General features: G+C 71.5%; 19 protein-coding genes. 14 read left to right on the top strand and 5 right to left on the bottom strand.

Going from position 1 to position 19,831, the window contains the following annotated elements; genetic code table 11:
- Positions 1 to 49: 49 nt before the first annotated feature.
- The 5 genes from ACIP5K_RS01035 to ACIP5K_RS01015 all read left to right on the top strand — a co-directional run bounded on the left by ACIP5K_RS01035 (position 50) and on the right by ACIP5K_RS01015 (position 3,941).
- Entirely contained in the window at positions 50 to 2,272 is a 2,223-nt protein-coding gene (locus ACIP5K_RS01035; RefSeq protein WP_401403674.1) for an ATP-dependent DNA helicase UvrD2, read from the top strand.
- Positions 2,273 to 2,434: 162 nt separating this feature from the next.
- On the top strand, positions 2,435 to 2,752 hold the full coding sequence (locus ACIP5K_RS01030; protein WP_401403671.1) for a hypothetical protein: 318 nt from the start codon (positions 2,435 to 2,437) through the stop codon (positions 2,750 to 2,752).
- A 187-nt stretch (positions 2,753 to 2,939) separates the two neighbouring features.
- On the top strand, positions 2,940 to 3,308 hold the full coding sequence (locus ACIP5K_RS01025) for a WhiB family transcriptional regulator (protein ID WP_401403668.1): 369 nt from the start codon (positions 2,940 to 2,942) through the stop codon (positions 3,306 to 3,308).
- On the top strand, positions 3,305 to 3,628 hold the full coding sequence (locus ACIP5K_RS01020) for a hypothetical protein (protein ID WP_401403667.1): 324 nt from the start codon (positions 3,305 to 3,307) through the stop codon (positions 3,626 to 3,628). The genes ACIP5K_RS01025 and ACIP5K_RS01020 overlap by 4 nt, the downstream gene beginning before the upstream one ends.
- A gap of 109 nt (positions 3,629 to 3,737) precedes the next feature.
- Positions 3,738 to 3,941, top strand: a complete 204-nt coding sequence (locus ACIP5K_RS01015) for a hypothetical protein (RefSeq protein WP_401403664.1) — start codon at positions 3,738 to 3,740, stop codon at positions 3,939 to 3,941.
- A 5-nt stretch (positions 3,942 to 3,946) separates the two neighbouring features.
- Here the strand turns inward: ACIP5K_RS01015 and ACIP5K_RS01010 are convergent, their stop codons facing one another.
- Both ACIP5K_RS01010 and ACIP5K_RS01005 read right to left on the bottom strand, forming a co-directional pair.
- Complete coding sequence (locus ACIP5K_RS01010) at positions 3,947 to 5,422, bottom strand: ABC1 kinase family protein (protein WP_401403661.1); 1,476 nt, start codon at positions 5,420 to 5,422, stop codon at positions 3,947 to 3,949.
- Between the two features lie 67 nt (positions 5,423 to 5,489).
- On the bottom strand, positions 5,490 to 6,653 hold the full coding sequence (locus ACIP5K_RS01005) for a ThiF family adenylyltransferase (RefSeq protein ID WP_401403660.1): 1,164 nt from the start codon (positions 6,651 to 6,653) through the stop codon (positions 5,490 to 5,492).
- A gap of 238 nt (positions 6,654 to 6,891) precedes the next feature.
- On the opposite strand from ACIP5K_RS01005, the gene ACIP5K_RS01000 reads away from it, so the two are divergent.
- From ACIP5K_RS01000 to ACIP5K_RS00985, 4 genes are all read left to right on the top strand, one after another.
- Positions 6,892 to 7,488 (top strand): M48 family metallopeptidase, encoded by a 597-nt coding sequence (locus ACIP5K_RS01000; protein ID WP_401403657.1) that lies wholly within the window; start codon positions 6,892 to 6,894, stop codon positions 7,486 to 7,488.
- 135 nt (positions 7,489 to 7,623) lie between these two features.
- The gene (locus ACIP5K_RS00995; RefSeq protein ID WP_401403654.1) at positions 7,624 to 9,333 is read left to right on the top strand and encodes a TerD family protein; all 1,710 of its coding nucleotides are present in this window, start codon (positions 7,624 to 7,626) and stop codon (positions 9,331 to 9,333) included.
- Between the two features lie 11 nt (positions 9,334 to 9,344).
- The gene (locus ACIP5K_RS00990; RefSeq protein WP_351451720.1) at positions 9,345 to 10,025 is read left to right on the top strand and encodes an AIM24 family protein; all 681 of its coding nucleotides are present in this window, start codon (positions 9,345 to 9,347) and stop codon (positions 10,023 to 10,025) included.
- A 17-nt stretch (positions 10,026 to 10,042) separates the two neighbouring features.
- Complete coding sequence (locus ACIP5K_RS00985; protein ID WP_401403650.1) at positions 10,043 to 10,798, top strand: AIM24 family protein; 756 nt, start codon at positions 10,043 to 10,045, stop codon at positions 10,796 to 10,798.
- 73 nt (positions 10,799 to 10,871) lie between these two features.
- On the opposite strand, the gene ACIP5K_RS00980 is transcribed toward ACIP5K_RS00985, so the two are convergent.
- Positions 10,872 to 11,396, bottom strand: coding sequence for an NUDIX hydrolase (locus tag ACIP5K_RS00980; protein WP_401403647.1), 525 nt, complete (start codon positions 11,394 to 11,396; stop codon positions 10,872 to 10,874).
- Positions 11,393 to 12,844, bottom strand: a complete 1,452-nt coding sequence (locus tag ACIP5K_RS00975; protein ID WP_401403645.1) for a zinc-dependent metalloprotease — start codon at positions 12,842 to 12,844, stop codon at positions 11,393 to 11,395. Before ACIP5K_RS00975 ends, ACIP5K_RS00980 begins: the two co-directional genes overlap by 4 nt.
- Before the next feature lie 192 nt (positions 12,845 to 13,036).
- Between ACIP5K_RS00975 and ACIP5K_RS00970 the strand changes: the two genes are divergently transcribed.
- The 4 genes from ACIP5K_RS00970 (at position 13,037) to ACIP5K_RS00955 (ending at position 16,153) form a co-directional block, all read left to right on the top strand.
- The gene (locus ACIP5K_RS00970; protein ID WP_401403642.1) at positions 13,037 to 14,149 is read left to right on the top strand and encodes an SDR family oxidoreductase; all 1,113 of its coding nucleotides are present in this window, start codon (positions 13,037 to 13,039) and stop codon (positions 14,147 to 14,149) included.
- 110 nt (positions 14,150 to 14,259) lie between these two features.
- Positions 14,260 to 14,724, top strand: coding sequence for a molybdenum cofactor biosynthesis protein MoaE (locus ACIP5K_RS00965; protein WP_401403639.1), 465 nt, complete (start codon positions 14,260 to 14,262; stop codon positions 14,722 to 14,724).
- 103 nt (positions 14,725 to 14,827) lie between these two features.
- Positions 14,828 to 14,992: a hypothetical protein gene (locus ACIP5K_RS00960; protein WP_353944614.1), complete on the top strand. Its 165-nt coding sequence runs from the start codon at positions 14,828 to 14,830 to the stop codon at positions 14,990 to 14,992.
- Positions 14,993 to 15,064: 72 nt separating this feature from the next.
- Complete coding sequence (locus ACIP5K_RS00955) at positions 15,065 to 16,153, top strand: PDZ domain-containing protein (protein ID WP_401403636.1); 1,089 nt, start codon at positions 15,065 to 15,067, stop codon at positions 16,151 to 16,153.
- A 72-nt stretch (positions 16,154 to 16,225) separates the two neighbouring features.
- On the opposite strand, the gene ACIP5K_RS00950 is transcribed toward ACIP5K_RS00955, so the two are convergent.
- Entirely contained in the window at positions 16,226 to 16,768 is a 543-nt protein-coding gene (locus ACIP5K_RS00950) for a PPA1309 family protein (RefSeq protein ID WP_401403633.1), read from the bottom strand.
- Between the two features lie 140 nt (positions 16,769 to 16,908).
- On the opposite strand from ACIP5K_RS00950, the gene ACIP5K_RS00945 reads away from it, so the two are divergent.
- On the top strand, positions 16,909 to 19,827 hold the full coding sequence (locus ACIP5K_RS00945; protein WP_401405209.1) for a UPF0182 family protein: 2,919 nt from the start codon (positions 16,909 to 16,911) through the stop codon (positions 19,825 to 19,827).
- The last annotated feature ends 4 nt before the right edge of the window (positions 19,828 to 19,831 follow it).

Genomic DNA, 19,831 nt, shown 5'->3' with positions numbered 1-19,831 from the left:
TGTGGACAACGCGACGCATCCGCCCCCGCGGACCTGGCAGCATGGCGGGGTGACAGCAGCAACGCACTCCACCCTGTTCCCACAGGTCCCGGAATCGGCCGACGCGGTGCTCGACGGGCTCGACCCCGAGCAGCGCGCCGTCGCGACGGCGCTGCACGGTCCGGTGTGTGTGCTCGCGGGCGCCGGTACGGGCAAGACGCGCGCGATCACCCATCGCATCGCGTACGGCGTCCGCGCCGGGATCCTCCAGCCCAACACCGTCCTCGCCGTCACCTTCACCAACCGCGCCGCGGGCGAGATGCGCGGCCGGCTCCGGCAGCTCGGCGCCGGAGGGGTGCAGGCCCGCACCTTCCACTCGGCGGCCCTGCGCCAGCTCCAGTTCTTCTGGCCGAAGGCGGTCGGCGGAGACCTGCCCCGGCTCGTCGACCGCAAGATCCAGCTCGTCGCCGACGCCGCGGCCGCCTCCCGGCTCCGCCTCGACCGCGGCGAGCTGCGCGACGTCACCGCGGAGATCGAGTGGTCCAAGGTCACCCAGACCGTCCCCGGCGACTATGCGGCCGCGGCCCACAAGACGGGGCGCGACACCCCCCGCCACCCGGCCGAGATCGCGCAGATCTACTCCGACTACGAGACCCTCAAGCGCGACCGGGGCGTCATCGACTTCGAGGACGTGCTGCTGCTGACGGTCGGCGTGTTGCAGGACCGGCAGGACATCGCCGAGCAGGTCCGCGCCCAGTACCAGCACTTCGTCGTCGACGAGTACCAGGACGTCAGCCCGCTCCAGCAGCGCCTGCTCGACCTGTGGCTCGGCGACCGGGACAGCCTGTGCGTCGTCGGTGACGCCAGCCAGACGATCTACTCCTTCACCGGCGCCACCCCCGACCACCTGCTGAACTTCCGCACCCGCCACCCCGGCGCCACCGTCGTCAAGCTGGTCCGCGACTACCGCTCCACCCCTCAGGTCGTGCACCTGGCCAACGGCGTGCTCGCCCGCGCCCGTGGCCGCGCCGCCGAGCACCGCCTCGAACTGATCTCGCAGCGCGAGGGGGGACCCGAGCCGGTCTACGCGGAGTACGTGGACGAGCCCACCGAGGCCGAGGGCGCGGCCCGCCGCATCCGCGAGCTGATCTCCTCCGGCGTCTGCGCGGGGGAGATCGCGATCCTGTTCCGGACCAACAGCCAGTCGGAGATCTACGAGCAGGCCCTGGCCGACGCCGGTGTGCCCTACCAGCTGCGCGGGGCGGAGCGCTTCTTCGAGCGGCCCGAGGTCCGCAAGGCCGGGCACTCCCTGCGCGCGGCGGCCCGCTTCGGAGGCAATGACGCGGGGCTCGACGAGGCCGTCGACCTGCCCTCCCAGGTGCGGGCCGTGCTCTCCGGAGAGGGCTGGACCACCCAGCCGCCCGCCGGGTCCGGCGCGGTGCGCGAGCGCTGGGAGTCCCTCGCGGCCCTCGCCCGGCTCGCTGAGGACTTCGCCCGGGCCCGCCCCGCGGCGACCCTGGCCGACCTCGTCACCGAACTCGACGAGCGGGCCTCCGCGCAGCACGCCCCCACCGTGGACGGCGTCACGCTCGCCTCGCTGCACGCGGCGAAGGGCCTGGAGTGGGACGCCGTGTTCCTGGTCGGGGTCGCCGAGGGCATGATGCCCATCTCGTACGCGAAGACCGACGAGCAGGTCGAGGAGGAGCGCCGCCTCCTCTACGTCGGCGTGACCCGCGCACGGCGGCACCTGGGCATCTCCTGGGCGCTGTCCCGCTCACCGGGCGGCCGCCCCAACCGCAGGCCGAGCCGCTTCCTCGACGGACTGCGGCCGGGCTCCACCGGCCCGGCCGGCCGCGGCGCGGGCGGCGGACCCGGCGGCGTCGAGCACGGAGCGCGCCCGGACGACGCCGTGTGGGAGCCGCCGGCCGGGGCGCGGGCCCGGGGCGACCGGAAGGTGGCGCGCTGCCGGGTGTGCGGGCACACGCTCGACGCCGCCGAGATGAAGCTGATGCGCTGCGAGGAATGCCCCTCCGACATGGACGAGGGGCTCTACGACCGGCTCATCGAGTGGCGCGCCCGGACGGCGGCCGTTCTCGGCCAGCCCGCGTTCTGCGTCTTCACGGACAAGACGCTGATCGCCATCGCGGAGGCGTCGCCCGACGACGAGCGCGAGCTGTCCCGCATCCCGGGCGTCGGCCGACGGAAGTTTCGGAGCTACGGCTCCGATGTTCTTGCCCTTTGCGCAGGTCAGATGGTGAGAGATGAGGACGATGAGGGCGCCGGAGACGCTTGATTCAAACTCGTCGAAAAAATAGTTTGCGCATGCCCCAGCAATCCCCATAGGTTCTTAAGCACGAGAGCAGCGGCCTTCTCGAAGGCCCTGGTTCCGTGTTGTACTTGAAAGCCGTCGGACCGGTTCATCCGGTCCCCAAGACGCCGAGAGGAGGCGATTCCAGTGATCAGCATCAACGCCAGCTCCACCGTGAAAATGACCGATCGCTCGGTCGTCGCTTCCTGCCTGCTCGGCTTCTCGAACCTGGGCACCGGTCTGTCTGGCGTCAGCGCCATGCGTCCGGAGCCCGGCATGTCCCTCGCCTCCCTGCCGATTCGCGAGGGCAATGAGCGACCGACGAAGGCACCGGAAGCAGTAGCGACGGCACAGGCCCACGCCTATGCCTTTGCCGCGGCCGGTGCCGGATTCCGGAAGCAGACGACGCAGCACCACACGATGTGGGCCTTCCGTGGGCCTGAACCCTGGAGTGATCCAGCCTGATCTTCGATCAGGCCGGCGCCTTCAGGGCCGCGGAACCCCACCCGGGATCCGCGGCCCTTCTGTTTTCCCGGAAGAACCAGCGGTCTTCCGAGGGACCAGAACGAAGGGGCCTCGGGACAACAAAAGAACCCGGTACCACCGCCACCCGGCCCACCGGCCGGAACGACCAGACGAGGAAGACGACACCGTGCAACTCGAAGCGCACGCCCCGTCAGTACCGCCTTCAGACCCTCTTCCCCCGCCCGTCCCCACGGAGGACTCCGCCTTGAACCCGCTGACTGCGCTCACCGCGCTCGACGACGCCATCGAGAACCTCGGCGTGCCCGTCCCCTGCCGTGCCTACGACCCCGAGGTCTTCTTCGCGGAGTCGCCGGCGGACGTCGAGTACGCCAAGTCCCTCTGCCGTACCTGCCCGCTGGTCGAGGCCTGCCTCGCCGGCGCCAAGGAGCGGCGCGAGCCCTGGGGCGTCTGGGGTGGCGAGCTGTTCATCCAGGGAGTCGTCGTGGCCCGCAAGCGGCCGCGTGGCCGCCCGCGCAAGAACCCGGTCGCGGCATGAACACCCGAGGAACGATCGACCGCCCCCTGACGCACGACCCCAAGAAGCAGGCCCCGATGAAGCCGTCCACGAGCGAGCCCGCCGGCTCCGTGACTCCAGACTTTCCGACGTCGGACGCGAACGACTCGCGTCAGAACAGGACCCGTCAGATGCAACTCGCCCCAGAAGCCCTGGCCCGTGCGCATATGCACGAGCGCCTGCGTGAGGCCGACCTCGACCGCCAGGCCATGCGCCTGGTGATCGCCCGCCGGATGCAGCGTCGCGCCGAGCGCGCCTCGCTGCGCGCCCGTCGCGCGCTGGCCATGGCCGTCATGCAGTAATCAACGACAACAGCACCCGGCTGTTCGTGCGGGGGTCGGTCCGGAGCGGACCGGCCCCCGCGGTGCGTTGCGCCGGGCGAACACCCCCGCGCGGCGTTATCGTCGCCGCGTGACATCTCCTCCTGGCGGGGGCCCCGCACACCGCCCCGACCAGCGGACCCTGGTGTGTGCCCGCTGCGGCGCGACCGCCCGGGCGACACCCCTGACCTGGACGTACTCCGTCGAGGACGGCGTCCGGCGGCACTTCTGCGCGAGCTGCTCCCGGGAGAACATCAGGGCCATCGAGGGGCGTCTCGACTCCGACCGGTGGTGACCCGGTCAGCCCTCGGCCGCGGCCGGCGGTCCGTCCTCCCCACCGTCGGCATCGGCATCGGCATCGGCGTCGGCGTCGTCGGCTTCGGCGCCGCGGGCCCGGCCTTCCACGGCCCCGGACTCGTCCGCCGCGTCCTCGGCCCCCTCGTCGTCGGCCTCCTCGGCCACGAATCCGGGCACCCACGCCTCCAGCTCATCCCGCAAGCGCACCGTCGCACCCAGCTGGCACAGCACGCCGATCGTGCTCAGCGTCACCCGGTGGATGAGCAGATACGCCGGAGGCAGATTGAGCTGCTTCCCCAGCTGGTGAGCCGGAGAGCGCGGGTCGGCGATCCGCGCCGCCTGGTTGCGCATCCACGAACGGGTGAAGGTGAACGCCTCGACCCGCGCCGGCTCGATGATCGGCAGCAGATAGTCGAGCACCGCCTCCGGTTCGAGCCGGATCGACTCCTTGACGAAGCCCTCCTCGCGCAGCACCTCGTAGATCGCGCCCGCGTCTCCCTCCAGCGTCAGCCGCAACGAGTCACCGATCGGTGAGGGCAGCCCGCCCGGCAGCCGGTCGACCGTGCCGAAGTCCAGGACGCCCAGCCGCCAGCCGGTCTTCTCGTCGGGCAGCAGGCGGAAGTTCCCCGGATGCGGGTCCGCGTGCAGCAGCCCGGTGCGCGCCGGTCCCGAGAACAGGAAGCGCGCGAGCAACTGGCCCGCGCGGTCCCGCTGTTCCGTGCTGCCGCCGCTGATGATCTCGGCGAGCGGGATGCCGTCGATCCACTCCGTGACCAGCACCTGCTCGCACTGGTGCACCACCTGCGGCACCACGACATCGGGGTCCCCGTCGAACTCCTCGGCGTGCGCCTGCTGCGCCTGTGCCTCCAGGCCGTAGTCCAGCTCCTCCGCCACCCGGTCGCGCAGCTCGGTGATGAGCGGCTTGATGTCCATCCCCGGAATCAGCGGACCCAACAGGCGTGCGAAACGGCCCAGTTGGGTCAGGTCCGACAGCAAGGCCTCGCCCGCGCCCGGGTACTGGACCTTCACGGCGACCTCCCGGCCGTCGTGCCACACCGCGCGGTGCACCTGCCCGATCGACGCCGCCGCGGCCGGCTTGTCCTCGAACTCCAGGAACAGCTCCCGCCATTCCTCCCCGAGCCGCTCGTCGAGCACGGCGTGCACGGTGCGGGTCGGCATCGGAGGCGCGGCCTCCTGAAGCTTGGTGAGCGCCGCGCGGTAGGGCCCGGCGACATCCTCGGGCAGCGCCGACTCGAAGACGGACAGCGCCTGCCCGAACTTCATCGCCCCGCCCTTCAGCTCACCGAGGACGCGGAACAGCTGCTCCGCCGTGCGCTGCTGGAGCTCCCGGCCGACGATCTCGGCGGACTTGCCGCCGATCCGCTTGCCGATGCCCCAGGTCGCCCGGCCCGCGAAGCCGATGGGCAGAGCGGCCAGCTTGGCGGTACGGGTCACCGCCTTCCGGGGAAGATCAGACATACACCCCTCCAAGTGCCGGACGAGCCGTACCGCGCGCGTCCGGTGTCGTGGCGCCGTCGGCCATTGCCTACCCCACCATTGTGTCCTGCGGCTCGGCCTCCACGGGGGTCTCCTTCCCGTAACCTCCCTCACCCGCACCGCATGGGCACTCCGGATGGGGCCACACCGGCCTCGCGTGCCAGTCGAGACCGGGTGCGGACGTCTCCCACCGCGCCCCCGTGCTCGACGGCAGCTCACCGTCCAGGAAAGCCAGCCCGTGCGCCGCCGCGAGACCCGCAACCGCGGTGGAAAGCCCCACGTCACAGGGCTGCACCTGGCGCGAGGAGCGACCCGAGCCCCACTGCGCGAGCAACCGCGGCCAGACCGGATCGCGGTCCGCGCGCCCCAGCAGCAGACAGCGCGCGCATCCCGTGCCCCCGGGCAGCACCAGGGGCCCCACCACACCCGTGGCCTCGACCACGCCCGCGTACAGATGCGGGATCCCCGCCGCCATCAGATCCTCCACGGCCACCGGATCGGGGGAGTGGACACCGAGGCCGTCACGGGGCGCGACGATCACCAGCGACAGCGCGGGCTCGCCCTGCTCCCCCTCGGCGGGGCGGGGCGCGGCGGTGCGCCGGTCCGGGCGCGGAGGCCGGCCCGGCGCCGCCGCGCGCACCACGCGCTGCGCGGACACCTCGCGCCGCTCGCCCACCGCCGTCCCCGGCTGCCCGCCGGGTGCCACGTCCCACGGTGCGACGCAGCCGCCGTCCCGCACGTCGACATGGCCCACTCCCGCCGCCGCGAGCACCGAGGCGAGCACCGCGCCCACCCGGCCGGCCCCGCGCACCTGGACCCGCATCGAGTGCCGCGCCGCCAGTCTCCGCATGCCCTCGGCGGGCGCCGCGGTGGTCACGGTGAGGGCCGCGTGGTCGGGGCGGAGCCGGTCCAGCACCGCGGGCCGCCGGCGCAGCGCGTCGGCGTCCGGGCCGCCGCCCGTCGCGTCGTCGAGCAGCCCCGCCCCCGTCAGCCGTTCGAGAAGGGCGTCGACGTGACCGTCCGGCAGGCCCATCCGCCGGGCCTCCTCGCGCAGCAGCGGCACGCCGCGTGTGCCGTCGAGCAGGGTCAGGAACGTCCCGGTGGCCGTGTCCACCGGGCCGAGCACCACCGCATGGGCCGGTGTCATCCCGCACTGCACCGTGTTCAGGTCGTGCCAGCCGCGCCGCAGTGCGGGCTTGAGGATCGGATGCATGGCTGTCCCCCGTGGTTCCCCGTGCCGTGCTCCCGCCGATGCGGCGCGAGCCGTTCGCCTCGACCGAGAGCCGTTCCCCTCGATCGACGGCCAGCATGGCCGCCGGGCCCGACGGGTGCGGAAAGTTGTCCACAGGCGGTGGGTAATAGTCGTACGAATCGTTCGCCGGGGGCGCGGGGCCGCACCGAAGACTTCCGGAGGCGGGACTTCCGCCCTGTACAGCGGGTAACGTCGGGGCGTGCCCGTCGACCCCCTGCACCGTGCCTCGACCACGCAGCGCAGCACGGAGAAACCGCCGCCGAGCGGCCTCGGGACGAGCGCCGTCGAAGTCCGCAGGAGCGCGCGGCGACGCCGGACGGTCTCCGCCTACCGGGAGGGCGACCGCACCGTGGTCCTCATCCCGGCCCGCATGTCGGAGGCCGAGGAGAAGCGCTGGGTCGGCGTCATGCTCGACAAGCTCGCGGCGCAGGAGAGCAAGCGGGTCCTCGGCGACGCCGAGCTGGCCGAGCGCGCCGAGCGCCTGTCCGAGCAGCACCTCGGCGGGCGGGCCCGCCCGGCGTCCGTTCGCTGGGTCACGAACCAGAACACCCGGTGGGGATCGTGCACCCCCGCCGAGGGCAGCATCCGCCTCTCGCACCGGCTCCAGGGCATGCCGGAGTACGTCGTCGACTACGTCCTGATCCACGAGCTCGCCCATCTGCTGGTGCCCGGGCACGGCCCGCGGTTCTGGCGGCTCCTGGAGGCCTACCCGCGGACGGAGCGGGCGCGCGGCTACCTCGAAGGGGTGGTCGCCGCGGACCGGCTGCCCCATCCGCCGGGCGCGCGCGGCGAGTGACACGCCGCCCGCGGACGCCCGTCGTCCGGCGGAGACGGTTGTGTACCAGGGCTGTCCCGACCTCTACCGCTGTCGGTGTTTGCAGTTAGCCTGGCGCGACGCAATCACCATCGGGATGGGGGACGGTCGTTACGCATGGCCAGGGAATTCCAACGCGGCCACAAGGCCAAGATCAGTGATCTCACGGCGGGCACCGATCTGTACGTAGGCGTACAGATCGCCGGTCCCGGCCTGTCCTTCGACATCAGTTGCTTCGGCCTCGACGCCGAGGAACGCCTGTCCGACGACCGTTATTTCGTCTTCTTCAACCAGCCGAAGACGCCCGAGGAGTCCGTCCAGCTGCTGGGCGCCCAGGCCGGCGACACCGAGTCCTTCCGCGTGACGCTCGACCGGATCCCGGCCCGGATCCACAAGCTGTCATTCACCGCGACCATCGACGGCGCGGGCCAGATGTCGCAGGTGGGCCCCGGATACATCCGGATCGTCGCGGGCGGCGAGGAAGTGGCCCGGTACGCGTTCACCGGCGCCGAATTCTCCACCGAGCGTGCCGTCATGCTGGGCGACTTCTACCTGAAGGACGTCTGGCGCTTCGCCGCCGTCGGACAGGGCTTCGACGGCGGGCTGGAGGCGCTGCTCAAGAACTTCGGCGGCGAGGTCGCCGAGGAGGAGCCCGCCGCCGCGCCCGCCCCGCCGCCCCAGCAGGCCGCGGCGCCCGTGTTCGCGCCGCCCGCCTTCGGCGCCCCGGCCGCTCCCGCTCCCGCCCCCACACCCCCGCCCGCCCCCGCGCCGCAGAGTTTCGCGCCGCCCCAGACGCCTGCGCAGGCGCCGCCCCCGCCGCCCGCGCCGACCGCGCCGACCGCGCCGACCGCGCCGTCGATCCACCAGGCGCCCACCATCGCCGCCCCGCTGGCCCCGCCCCCGGGCGCGGTCCCGCCGCCCCCTGCCGCCCCGAACCCGTTCGGACAGCAGCCGCCGCAGCAGTTCGGGCAGGTCCCGGGCCAGGGCGGGGCGACGCTGCCGCCCGGTTACGGGCCGCAGTCCCCGACCCCGCCCATGCCGCCGGGCCACCAGCAGCCGGCCGCCGCCCCCGCCCCGTTCGGCGGCCCGCAAGGAGCCCCCTTCGGCGGTCCGCAAGGAGCCCCGCACGGCGCCCCGCAAGGAATTCCGCAGCAGGCCGCGGCGCCCGGCGTCGCGGCCGCCCTGGAGAAGTACCGCGAGGCCCCCACCGGCCAGCGCTGGACGCCGCAGAACAAGAAGCTGATCCGCGTCGACCTCGGCGCCGCCGGCGACCAGCCGGTCCTCGCCCGCCAGGGCAGCATGGTGCTCTACCAGGGCAAGGTCGACTTCAGCTACAAGGGCGCGGGCTTCGCGGGCCGCATCGTGGGCAACGCCACCGGCCAGGAGATGCAGCTGATGCGCTGCACCGGCCGCGGCCAGGTCTTCTTCGCCGAAGAGGCCACCTACCTGCACCCCATCGAGCTCCAGGGCGACGCGATCTGCGTCTCCTCGGAGAACGTGCTGGCCTTCGACGAGAGCCTTCAGTACGAGGTGCGCAGGATCGAGGGCCACGGCATCCCCGGCGGCGCCCTGTTCGTGATGCAGTTCCAGGGCACCGGCACCGTCGTCGTGAAGACCCACGGCACCCCCGTGGTGCTGCCGGTGACCCCCACCACGTTCGCCGACTCCAACGCGGTGGTGGCCTGGTCCGCGGCCGCCCAGGCGATCGTCTCCAGCCAGGTCCGCATGCGCCGCAACGCCTACCCCGGCCACAGCGGCGAAGGCGTGAACCTCCAGTTCCGGGGAGCCCCCGGCAACTTCATCGTCGTCCAGCCGTACGAGGTCTGAGGGAGCCCGTCATGAACCAACCACTCGCGGGCTTCGCCCCGACACCCGTAGCGGCCCGCATGGAGAACCACGGCAGCAACATGCTGAAGGTCGCCATGCAGACCGGGAACGACCTCCTCGCGCGCGTGGGCTCGATGGTCGCCTACGAAGGCTTCGTCCAGTACGAGCCCAACCCGCCCGCCGTGCGCCAGATCGCCCGGGACTGGATCACCGGCGAGGGCGCCCCCCTGATGAAGGCGTCCGGCGACGGCCTGCTCTACCTGGCCGACTACGGCGCGGACGTCGTCGTCATCAACCTCGGCGGCGACTCGATCTCGGTCAACGGCACCAACCTCCTCGCCCTCGACGCCCACCTCCAGTGGGGCGTCGAGCGGGTGAAGGGCCTCGCCAAGTTCACCGGCCAGGGCCTGTGGAACATCACCATCAGCGGCCAGGGGTACGTCGCCCTGACCTCGCGCGGCACCCCGATCGTCGTCGACTGCGGACGCGGCGAGGACGAGACGTACGTGGATCCGGACGCGCTCATCGCCTGGTCGCCGAAGCTGAAGGTGAAGGGCAAGCGCAGCTTCCGGGCCGGCTCGCTCATCGGGCGCGGCAGCGGCGAGGCCTACCAGATGGGCTTCTCCGGCGAGGGCATCGTCGTCGTCCAGCCCAGCGAGGACAGCACCGACCGTCTCCGAGTCCGGGGCTGAGGGGGAGCGCACACATCATGCAGAGTCCGCTTTTCGCATACGCCGACCAGCAGTCCCAGGACCGCTACACGGTGCAGAACCCGCAGATGCTGCGGGTCGTCCTGGAGGGCCACGACGACCTCCTCGCCCGCAAGGGCTCGATGGTCGCCTACCAGGGGCTCGTCGAGTTCGACGGCGAGTACCAGGCCCACGGCCGGCAGCGCGCCCGCGCGGTCACCGGCGAGGGCCTGAGCCTGATGCGCTGCCACGGCCAGGGCATCGTCTACCTCGCGAACCTCGCCCAGTACGTCCACCTGGTGGACGTGGAGCAGGACGGCCTGACCGTGGACAGCAACTACGTCCTGGCCATGGACTCCAGCCTGCACCACGAGGTCATCGCGGTGGACAGCCAGTTCGGGATCTCCGGATCCGGCAAGTACCAGCTCAACATCACCGGCCACGGCAAGGTCGCCCTGATGACGTCGGGCCAGCCGCTGATGATGCAGGTCACGCCCGACAAGTACGTCAACGTCGACGCGGACGCCATCGTCGCCTGGTCGACGAGCCTGCGGGTCCAGATGCAGGCGCAGACGCACTCCTCGGGCGTCTGGCGGCGCCGCGGCAACACCGGCGAGGGCTGGGAGCTGAGCTTCATGGGCAGCGGTTACGCGCTCGTCCAGCCCAGTGAGCTGCTGCCGCCGCAGAACGCGGCGATCGGCGGCGGCCTCGCCGCCCAGTACGGCATGGGCCAGCAGGGCGCCCGCGGCGCGAACCAGGGCAACGCCTGGAGCTGACGGCCGCACCGGCCGGGACACAGGGGTGGGGGCGAACGCCATGGCGCTCGCCCCACCCCTTGCGGCTCCGTCCCTACAGGCGGGCGCGGGTGGCCTCCACCAGGCGGACCACTGACGTGTCGGCGACGTCAGCGACCTCGTCGTACGGGAACCAGCGCAGGTCGAGCGACTCGTCGCTGATGGCCTCCGTGGCGTCGGGCGGGGCGAGCGCCGCGTACTGCACGTCCAGGTGCTGGGTGCACGGGCCGGGGATCGGGTGCCGGTCCAGCCGGACCGGGCCGCCCGCCAGCAGCGTCAGGCCCGGCACGCCCGACTCCTCCGTCGCCTCGCGCAGCGCAGCGGCGGCCACCGAGCGGTCACCGGACTCGCAGTGGCCCCCCATCTGCAACCACATCCGCAGCTTCTTGTGCAGCGTGAGCAGGACGCGCCCGCGCGCGGGGTCGACGACCAGGGCGCTCGCCGTCAGATGGCCGGCCGTGCACGGCTTCCACAGACCGGCCTCACCGTGCGCGGAGAGGTGGTCCAGGTAGGCCTGGCGCAGCTCGGGCTGGCCCTCGTAGCCCTTGAGCACGAGGACCGCGTCGTCGTACAGACTCACTTGGTGTCGTCGTCCTCGCCGGTGTCGTCGTCCTTGGCCGTCCTCGGCTGGTCGCCGCTGCCGCCGGCCGCCTCGCCGAGCATCTTGTCGAGCTCGGAGAAGTCCAGCTGCTCGCGGTGGACGAAGCCGTCCGGGTCGTCCAGGTCGGACGCCGTCGGCAGCATGTCCGGGTGCTCCCACAGGTCGTCGCGGCCGTCGACCCCGCGCGCGTCCGTGAGCGAGGCCCACAGGCGCGAGGCGTCACGCAGCCGCCGCGGCCGCAGTTCGAGACCGATCAGCGTCGCGAACGTCTGCTCGGCCGGTCCGCCGGTCGCCCGGCGGCGGCGCAGCGTCTCGCGCAGCGCGTCGGCGGAGGACAGGCGGGGCTTCGCGGCCGCGTGGACCACCGCGTCGACCCAGCCCTCCACCAGCGCCAGCGCCGTCTCCAGCCGCGCCAGGGCGGCCTTCTGCTCCGGGGTGTCCTCCGGCTGGAACATGCCCTGCTGGAGCGCCTCCTGGATCTGCTCGGGGTTCTGCGGGTCGAACTGGCCGACCACGTCCTCCAGCTTGGAGGTGTCGACCTTGATCCCGCGCGCGTAGCCCTCGACCGCGCCGAACAGGTGCGAGCGCAGCCACGGCACGTGCGCGAAGAGCCGCTGGTGGGCGGCCTCGCGCAGCGCCAGGTAGAGCCGCACCTCCTCCTGCGGGACGCCGAGGTCCTTGCCGAACGCCTCCACGTTCAGCGGGAGCAGCGCCGCCTTGCCGGCCGGGGCCAGCGGCAGGCCGATGTCGGTGGAGCCGACGACCTCGCCCGCGAGCACGCCGAGCGCCTGGCCGATCTGCGAGCCGAACATGGCGCCGCCCATGGAGCGCATCATGCCGATCAGCGGGCCCGCCATCGCCTGCATCTCCTCGGGCAGGACGTCGCCCATGGCCATGCCGACCCGCTCGGCGACCGGGTCGACGAGCTCCTTCCACACCGGGAGGGTCGCCTCCACCCACTCCGCGCGGCTCCACGCCACGGCGGAGTGCGCACCCGACGGCAGCGACGTCGCGTCGTCCAGCCACAGGTCGGCCAGGCGCACCGCCTCCTGCACCGCGGTGCGGTCGGCGGGGCCCACGCTGGCGTCCTTCACGCCGTCCTGCGTGCCCTGGGAGACCGTCTGGCGGGCGATGTCCTTGGCCATGTCCCAGTTCACCGGCCCGCCCTCGTAGGAGAGCATCTGGCCGAGCTGCTGGAACGCCGCCCCCAGATCGTTCGGATCCATCGATCCGAACATGGCCGCGAACGGGTTGTCCCCGGCCGCGCCCCCGGGGCCGCCCGCGCCGGGAAGGCCCGGGAAGCCGCCGAATCCGAACGGATTGGCCGGTCCCTGACCGCCACCGCCCTGCTGGTCCTTCTTCTTGCCCTCGTCGCCGTCTTCCGGCTCCTCCGGCGGAAGGCCGAAACCGAATGGGGTGTCACTCACGGGATTCCTCGGCTGGTAAGGCCACCGGTTCTGCCCGGTGGCGACTGCCCGACTTACACACACCCAGCGTAGACACCGCGACGGGATCGGGCCTCGGTGCTTCGCCGACTCATGGCCTGCGGCAGGATGGATGCCTCCTGGTACGTACGTGTCATTCACGTACTTACCGAAGACAACCGCTGGAGACGCCCGGTGAGTTCCCCAGATCCACAGGTTCGCGCAGCGCGAAACCCTTCAACCAGTCCGGCCGCGCGCGGCCCCGTCGTCGCGGTCACCGGTGCCGCGTCCGGCATCGGAGCCCTGCTCACCGAGCGGCTCGCCGCCTCCGACGCGATCAAGCAGGTGCTCGCCATCGACGAGCGGCGGGGCGAGTGCGCCTCCGCCACCTGGCACATCCTGGACGTACGGGATCCGGCCATCGCGGAGAAGCTGCGCGGCGCCGACGTCGTGGTGCACCTCGCGCTCGACCTCGATCTCGAGTCCGACCCGGCGGCCCGCACCGCCTACAACGTGCGCGGCACCCAGACGGTGCTCACCGCCGCCGCGGCGGCCGGGGTGCACCGCGTCGTGCTGTGCACCTCGGCCATGGTCTACGGGGCCCTTCCCGAGAACGAGCTGCCGCTCTCGGAGGACGCCGAGCTGCGCGCCACCGCGGAGGCGACCGGCGTCGGCGACCTCCTGGAGATCGAGCGCCTGGCGCGCCGCGCGCCCCGCGCCCACCCCGGCCTCAACGTCACCGTGGTGCGTCCCGCGGTGCTCGTCGGCGGCACGGACACGGCCCTGACCCGCTATTTCGAGTCGCCGCGCCTCCTGGTGGTGGCCGGCTCGCGGCCCGCCTGGCAGTTCTGCCACGTGGAGGACCTGTGCAGCGCCCTGGAGTACGCCGTCCTGGAGAAGGTCGACGGAGAGCTCGCGGTGGGCTGCGACGGGTGGCTGGAGCAGGAGGAGGTGGAGGAGCTGAGCGGCATCCGCCGGATGGAGCTGCCCTCGACCGTCGCGCTGGGGGCCGCGGCCCGGCTGCACCGCATCGGCCTGACGCCCTCGCCCGCCGGTGACCTCGCCTACACGATGTACCCCTGGGTCGTCAGCGGCAGCAGGCTGCACGACGCCGGATGGCGACCCCGATGGACGAACGAGGAGGTCCTCGCGGAGCTGCTGGAGGAGGTCGCCGGCCGGCGCACCGTGGCCGGACGCCGGCTCGGGCGCAAGGACGCGACGGCCGCGGGCGCCGCGGGCGCGACGGTGGCCCTGCTGGGCACGGCGGCCGTGGTGCGGCGGGTGCGCAAGGCGCGCCGCCGCATCTGAGGCGCGGAGCCGCGCGGGAAGCCCCGCCGTGCGGAAAGCCCGACGCCGACCGGGTGGCCTGTAGGAGGATCCAATTCACCGCCGCCAGGGGTGTACGGCACGATGAAGGCATGGCATCCACCCAGCACGACCACCCCGGCGAGCAGGCGGCGCAGGACCCCATCAGGCTGCTCGCCGTCCGGGAGACCCCGCTCTCCGTCGACGAGGTGTTCCAGGCGGTCGGCGACGCGGCGGCGGGCGGTACCGCGCTCTTCGTGGGGACCGTGCGCAACCACGACGGCGGGTCCGACGTGGACCGGCTCGGGTACTCGTGCCACCCGACCGCGGAGGCGGAGATGCGGCGCGTCGCCGAGCGGGTCGCCGCCAAGTTCCCGGTGCGCGCGCTCGCGGCGGTCCACCGGGTCGGCGATCTGGCGGTCGGGGACCTCGCCGTGGTCGTCGCCGTGTCGTGCCCGCACCGCGGCGAGGCCTTCGAGGCGTGCCGGATGCTCATCGACGACCTCAAGCACGAGGTGCCCATCTGGAAGCACCAGACGTTCTCGGACGGGACGGAGGAGTGGGTCGGGGCCTGCTGAGGCTCCGGTTGCGTAACCGCCACCCTGCGGCGAGCGTTGACTGAGCGGATGGTTAATCTGCTGATCAGTCAGTTGCGGTCGCACATGGGGTCGGGAGGTCGGCATGGCAGTGCTCTTGTGGCTGCTGATTCCGGTGGTCGCCGCGGTCGGCGCCGCGCTCTGGGGCTCGTGGGCCGGCCGGAGCCGGCACAAGACGGGTGACGTCACGGAGCTCAGCGGCTACGAACGTTTTCGCGAGGCGATGGAGAAGTCCCACTCCGGGACCTGAGGCCGCGGGGCCGGGTCCCGTACGGACCGGCCCCACAGGTGCACGCGCGGGCCCGTCCCGTACTGTCGTTCCATGCCACGCCGCACCGCGACGATGCTCGCTTCGACCCTGATGCTGATCGCGCTGCTCTGCGCGGGGGTGCTCATCAAAGTGCCCTACGCGGAGATGTCCCCGGGTCCGACGGTGAACACGCTCGCGGACCACGACGGCGAACCCGTCCTCCAGATCTCCGGACACAGGACGTACGAGACGTCCGGACACCTCAACATGACGACCGTCCGGGTCACCAGCGCCGACTTCAACATGAACCTGGTCTCCGCGGTCTACGGGTGGCTCGCCCACGACAGCATCGTGGTTCCGCACGACACCCTGTACCCCGACGGCCAGACCGAGGAGCAGTCCTCGCAGGAGAACGCCGAGGAGTTCAGCCAGTCCCAGGAGAGCGCCAAGGTGGCCGCCCTGGAGGAGCTGAACATCCCCGTGAAGTCCTGGGTGATCGTTTCCTCTGTCGTGAAGGACAGCCCGGCCGAGGGCCGGCTGCACGCCGGTGACGTGATCAAGGCCGTCGACGGCACCCGGGTCACCAAGCCCTCCGACGTCGCCAAGCTCGTCACCCGGCACAAGGCCGGCGAGGACGTCGTCTTCACGGTGGTGCCGGTCAAGCAGGCCGCCGCCGCCGAGAAGGAGGGCAAGGAGGCCACCGCCACGGAGAACGTGACGATCAGGACCGACAAGGCCGACGACGGCCGCGCGATCGTCGGCATCCAGGCCGGGACCGACCACACCTTCCCGTTCCAGATCGACATCAAGCTCGCCGACGTCGGCGGCCCCAGCGCCGGTCTGATGTTCTCCCTGGGCATCGTGGACAAGCTCACGCCCACCGACCTGACCGGCGGCAAGTTCGTGGCGGGCACCGGCACCATCGACGACGACGGCAAGGTCGGCCCGATCGGCGGCATCGGCATGAAGCTCGTCGGCGCGCGCGAAAAGGGAGCGCAGTACTTCCTGACGCCGAAGGACAACTGCGCGAGCGCGGCCAAGGACACCCCCAGCGGGCTCACCCTGGTGAAGGTGGGCACCCTGGACGACGCGATGGGCGCCCTGAAGGACATTCGCAGTGGCAACACCGGCGCCCTGCCGAAGTGCACCGCCAAGAGCTGACACCCGGCTCTGCGCAGCGGGGCGCCGCGGGGAGGATCCCGCGGCGCCCCGCTCGCGCCGGGGTGGCCGTCCTCACTCGGCGAACGTCGCCGCCAGTGCCTCGGCGAGGCCCGGCACCAGGTCCGAACCGGTGAGGACCTCGGTCGGCGCGTCCTTCTCGCGCAGCCGCAGCGCCGAGTCCCGGGACCCGTCGCGCAGTACGGCGACCGTCATCCGGACCTCTTGGCGGTCCGGGTGCTCGGCGACCCACCGGGTGAGCTTCTTGCCGGTGAGCCCCTCGGGGACGGACGCCTCGGCGGACGGCGGCAGCATCAGGCGCTCCACCGTCAGCGCACAGCCGGCGACGGCGTCGGGCCACGCGATGGTGCCGAGGAAGTCGTCCAGCGGCTTGGAGGCGGGGATCTCGTCCTGGAGGATCGGGGTGAAACCGGTGGTCTCGCCCTCGCTCTCCAGGCCGAGCTGGGCCGCGAGGGCCGGTTCCTGGGCGCGCAGGGCGCCGGTGTCGACGAGGGCGAAGAGGCGGGCGGGCTGGTCCCAGCCCATGCCGGAGGCGTACTCGTCGATCTCGAGGACGGCCCGGGTGAGGGGGCTTGCTGCCATGGGGGTGTTGGACATGGTCACAATCCTGCCTCGTTCGTCCCCCGAAGCGGGAACTGAGTAAAGCCTGAGTAAGTTGCATAGATGAGGGGTCCGCGATCTCGGGGGCCTGACAGATCGATTACTGAACTATCGAGGTGCGCACCTTGGCTTTCCAGATGCCGGACCGGGGCGGGGGTCCGACGGGACCGCGGATCAGAGTGGGACGCCCCTCCCGGCGTGCCCGGACGCTGCTGCTGACGCTGGGCGTCCTCGCCGTGCTCGGCATGGCCTTCGTCATGTTCTCCGGGTTCTGGACGGACTGGCTCTGGTACCGGTCGGTCAATTACTCGTCCGTGTTCACGACGACGTTGCAGACGAAGATCGGACTGTTCTTCGTCTTCGGTCTGCTGATGGCGCTCGCCGTCGGGGTGAACATCTGGCTGGCGCACCGGCTGCGGCCGCCGCTGAGCGCGATGTCGAGCGAACAGCAGAGCCTCGACCGCTACCGCATGGGCATCGCGCCCTTCAAGAAGTGGCTGCTCGTCGGGATCACCGCCCTCGTCGGCCTGATCGCGGGCGCCTCGGCGGCCAGCCAGTGGCGCACGTGGCTCCAGTTCGTGAACGGCGTGCCGTTCCACCAGAAGGACTCGCAGTTCCACCTGGACGTGTCGTTCTACGCCTTCGACCTGCCCTGGTACCGGTTCCTGCTCGGCTTCGGCTTCGCGGCCGCCGTGATCGGCCTGGTCGCCGCCGCGCTGACGCACTACCTGTACGGCGGGCTGCGCATCACCAGCCCGGGCGCGCGCGCCACGGCGGCCGCGACGGGGCACCTGTCCGTCCTCCTGGGGCTGTTCGTGGCCCTCAAGGCGGTCGCGTACTGGCTCGACCGGTACGGGTTGGCGGTGAAGTCGAGCGACTTCAAGGCGACGAACAACTGGACGGGCCTGCGGTACGTGGACGCGACGGCGTACCTGCCGGCGAAGACGATCCTGTTCTGCATCGCCGTCATCTGCGCCCTGCTGTTCTTCGCGACGCTGTGGCGGCGCACCTGGCAGCTGCCGGTCATCGGCTTCGGCCTGATGGTGCTCTCGGCCATCCTGATCGGCGGCCTGTATCCGGCCATCGTGCAGAAGTTCCAGGTGCAGCCGAACGAGCAGTCCAAGGAAGCGCCGTACATCAAGAAGAACATCGACGCCACGCGCAAGGCGTACGGCATCGACAAGGCGACGGTCGGCGACTACAGCGGCGAGGGGTCCGACAAGGACACCAAGAAGCTGCGCACCGAGTCCGACTCGGCGGCCAGCTACCGCCTGAACGACCCGAACATCGTGTCGCCGACGTTCCAGCAGCTGGAGCAGCAGCGGAAGTACTACCAGTTCCCGACGACGCTGGACGTGGACCGCTACAAGGGCCAGGACACCGTCGTGGGCCTGCGCGAGCTGAACCTGGGCAAGCTCGACAAGCGCAACTGGATCAACGACCACTTCGTCTACACGCACGGCTACGGAGCCGTGACGGCGAAGGGCACCTCCACCTCGCAGGGGGCTCCGCAGTTCACCGAGTCGGGTCTGCCGACCGGCGGTGACCTCGGGGACTACAACCAGCGCATCTACTACGGCGAGAAGACGACGCAGTACTCCATCGTCGGCGGGCCGCAGAAGGAGCTGGACTACGAGCAGGAGGACGGCACCCAGAAGACCACCAGCTACAAGGGCGACAGCGGCGTCAACCTGTCCAACCCGGTGAACCGCGCCGCGTACGCGGTGGCCTTCAGCGAGCCGCAGATCCTCTACTCCGGCGCCATCGGCGAGGGCTCGCGGATCCTGTACAACCGCACGCCCAAGGAGCGCGTCGAGGCCGTCGCGCCCTGGCTGACGATCGACGGCGACGCGTACCCGACCGTCGTCAACGGCAAGGTCACGTGGGTGGTCGACGCCTACACGACGTCGAACGGCTACCCGTACGCGTCCCGGACGACGCTCGGCGACACCACGGCCGACTCGCTCAACGAGGCGGACAGCCAGCGTTCCGTCGTGGCGCAGCAGAACCAGGTCAACTACATCCGCAACTCGGTGAAGGCGACCGTCGACGCGTACACGGGCGAGGTCAAGCTCTACGCGTGGGACGAGAGCGACCCGGTCCTGAAGACCTGGGAGAAGGCCTTCCCCGACACGGTGCAGCCCAAGAGCGCCATCCCCGCCGACCTGAAGGAGCACCTGCGCTACCCGCAGGACATGTTCAAGGTCCAGCGGGAGCTGCTGAGCCTGTACCACGTGACGGACTCGGACCAGTTCTACAACGCGTCCGACGCCTGGCAGGTGCCGAACGACCCCACCAAGAAGGACAACAGCGCGGTTCCGCCGTACTACCTGTCCATGAAGATGCCGGACCAGAGCAGTCAGCAGTTCTCACTGACGACGACGTTCACCCCGAGCGGCCGGCCGAACCTGCGGGCCTTCATGGCGGTGGACGCCGACGCGACCAGTAAGGACTACGGCGCCATAAGGCTGCTGAGAGTCACCGAGGACAAGGTCCAGGGACCCGAGCAGGTACAGAACAAGCTCAACTCCTGGGACCCGGTGGCGAACTGGGTGCGCGACATGAAGGGTGCCGACTCGACGGTGCTGTACGGCAATCTGCTGACCGTGCCACTCGACAGCGGGTTCCTCTACGTCGAGCCGATCTACGCACAGGGCCGGAACTCCGAGTACCCGCTGATGCGCAAGGTGGCCGTCTCCTACGGAGACAGAATGGGCTTCGCCAACTCGCTCTCGGACGCGTTGAACGACGCCTTCGAGGTGGACGGCGGGTCGTCGACCGAACCGGAGAAACCCGGCGGCGACACCACCAGCCCCGGGAACTCGACGGTCAAGGCGGCCCTCGCGGACGCCGAGAAGGCCTTCGAGGCCGGCCAGAAGGCGCTGAAGGGCGGCGACTGGACCGCGTACGGCACGGCGCAGGACGACCTCCAGGACGCCCTGGAGCGCGCCGACAAGGCCCAGACGGCGGCCGAGAAGGACGCCGGCAAGAACGGCGACGGCAAGGCCGCCGACAAGGACAAGAGCGGGTCCGACGGTCAGGGCGCCGGTGGCTGAGGTG

The sequence above is a fragment of the Streptomyces sp. NPDC088785 genome (assembly GCF_044750685.1).
In the GTDB taxonomy this organism is placed as follows: Bacteria; Actinomycetota; Actinomycetes; order Streptomycetales; family Streptomycetaceae; genus Streptomyces.
The sequence above is the reverse complement of the archived record's forward strand: the minus strand, read 5'-3'. Positions and strand labels throughout refer to the sequence as shown.

Bases quoted from the DNA above. Each gene is read 5' to 3' on its own strand.
- ACIP5K_RS00955 (WP_401403636.1), top strand. From the start codon at position 15,065: ATGCCACGCCGCACCGCGACGATGCTCGCTTCGACCCTGATGCTGATC.
- ACIP5K_RS01010 (WP_401403661.1), bottom strand. From the start codon at position 5,422: ATGTCTGATCTTCCCCGGAAGGCGGTGACCCGTACCGCCAAGCTGGCC.
- ACIP5K_RS00995 (WP_401403654.1), top strand. From the start codon at position 7,624: ATGGCCAGGGAATTCCAACGCGGCCACAAGGCCAAGATCAGTGATCTC.
- ACIP5K_RS00965 (WP_401403639.1), top strand. From the start codon at position 14,260: ATGGCATCCACCCAGCACGACCACCCCGGCGAGCAGGCGGCGCAGGAC.
- ACIP5K_RS01005 (WP_401403660.1), bottom strand. From the start codon at position 6,653: ATGCATCCGATCCTCAAGCCCGCACTGCGGCGCGGCTGGCACGACCTG.
- ACIP5K_RS00960 (WP_353944614.1), top strand. From the start codon at position 14,828: ATGGCAGTGCTCTTGTGGCTGCTGATTCCGGTGGTCGCCGCGGTCGGC.
- ACIP5K_RS01020 (WP_401403667.1), top strand. From the start codon at position 3,305: ATGAACACCCGAGGAACGATCGACCGCCCCCTGACGCACGACCCCAAG.
- ACIP5K_RS00945 (WP_401405209.1), top strand. From the start codon at position 16,909: ATGCCGGACCGGGGCGGGGGTCCGACGGGACCGCGGATCAGAGTGGGA.
- ACIP5K_RS00950 (WP_401403633.1), bottom strand. From the start codon at position 16,768: ATGTCCAACACCCCCATGGCAGCAAGCCCCCTCACCCGGGCCGTCCTC.
- ACIP5K_RS00990 (WP_351451720.1), top strand. From the start codon at position 9,345: ATGAACCAACCACTCGCGGGCTTCGCCCCGACACCCGTAGCGGCCCGC.
- ACIP5K_RS00985 (WP_401403650.1), top strand. From the start codon at position 10,043: ATGCAGAGTCCGCTTTTCGCATACGCCGACCAGCAGTCCCAGGACCGC.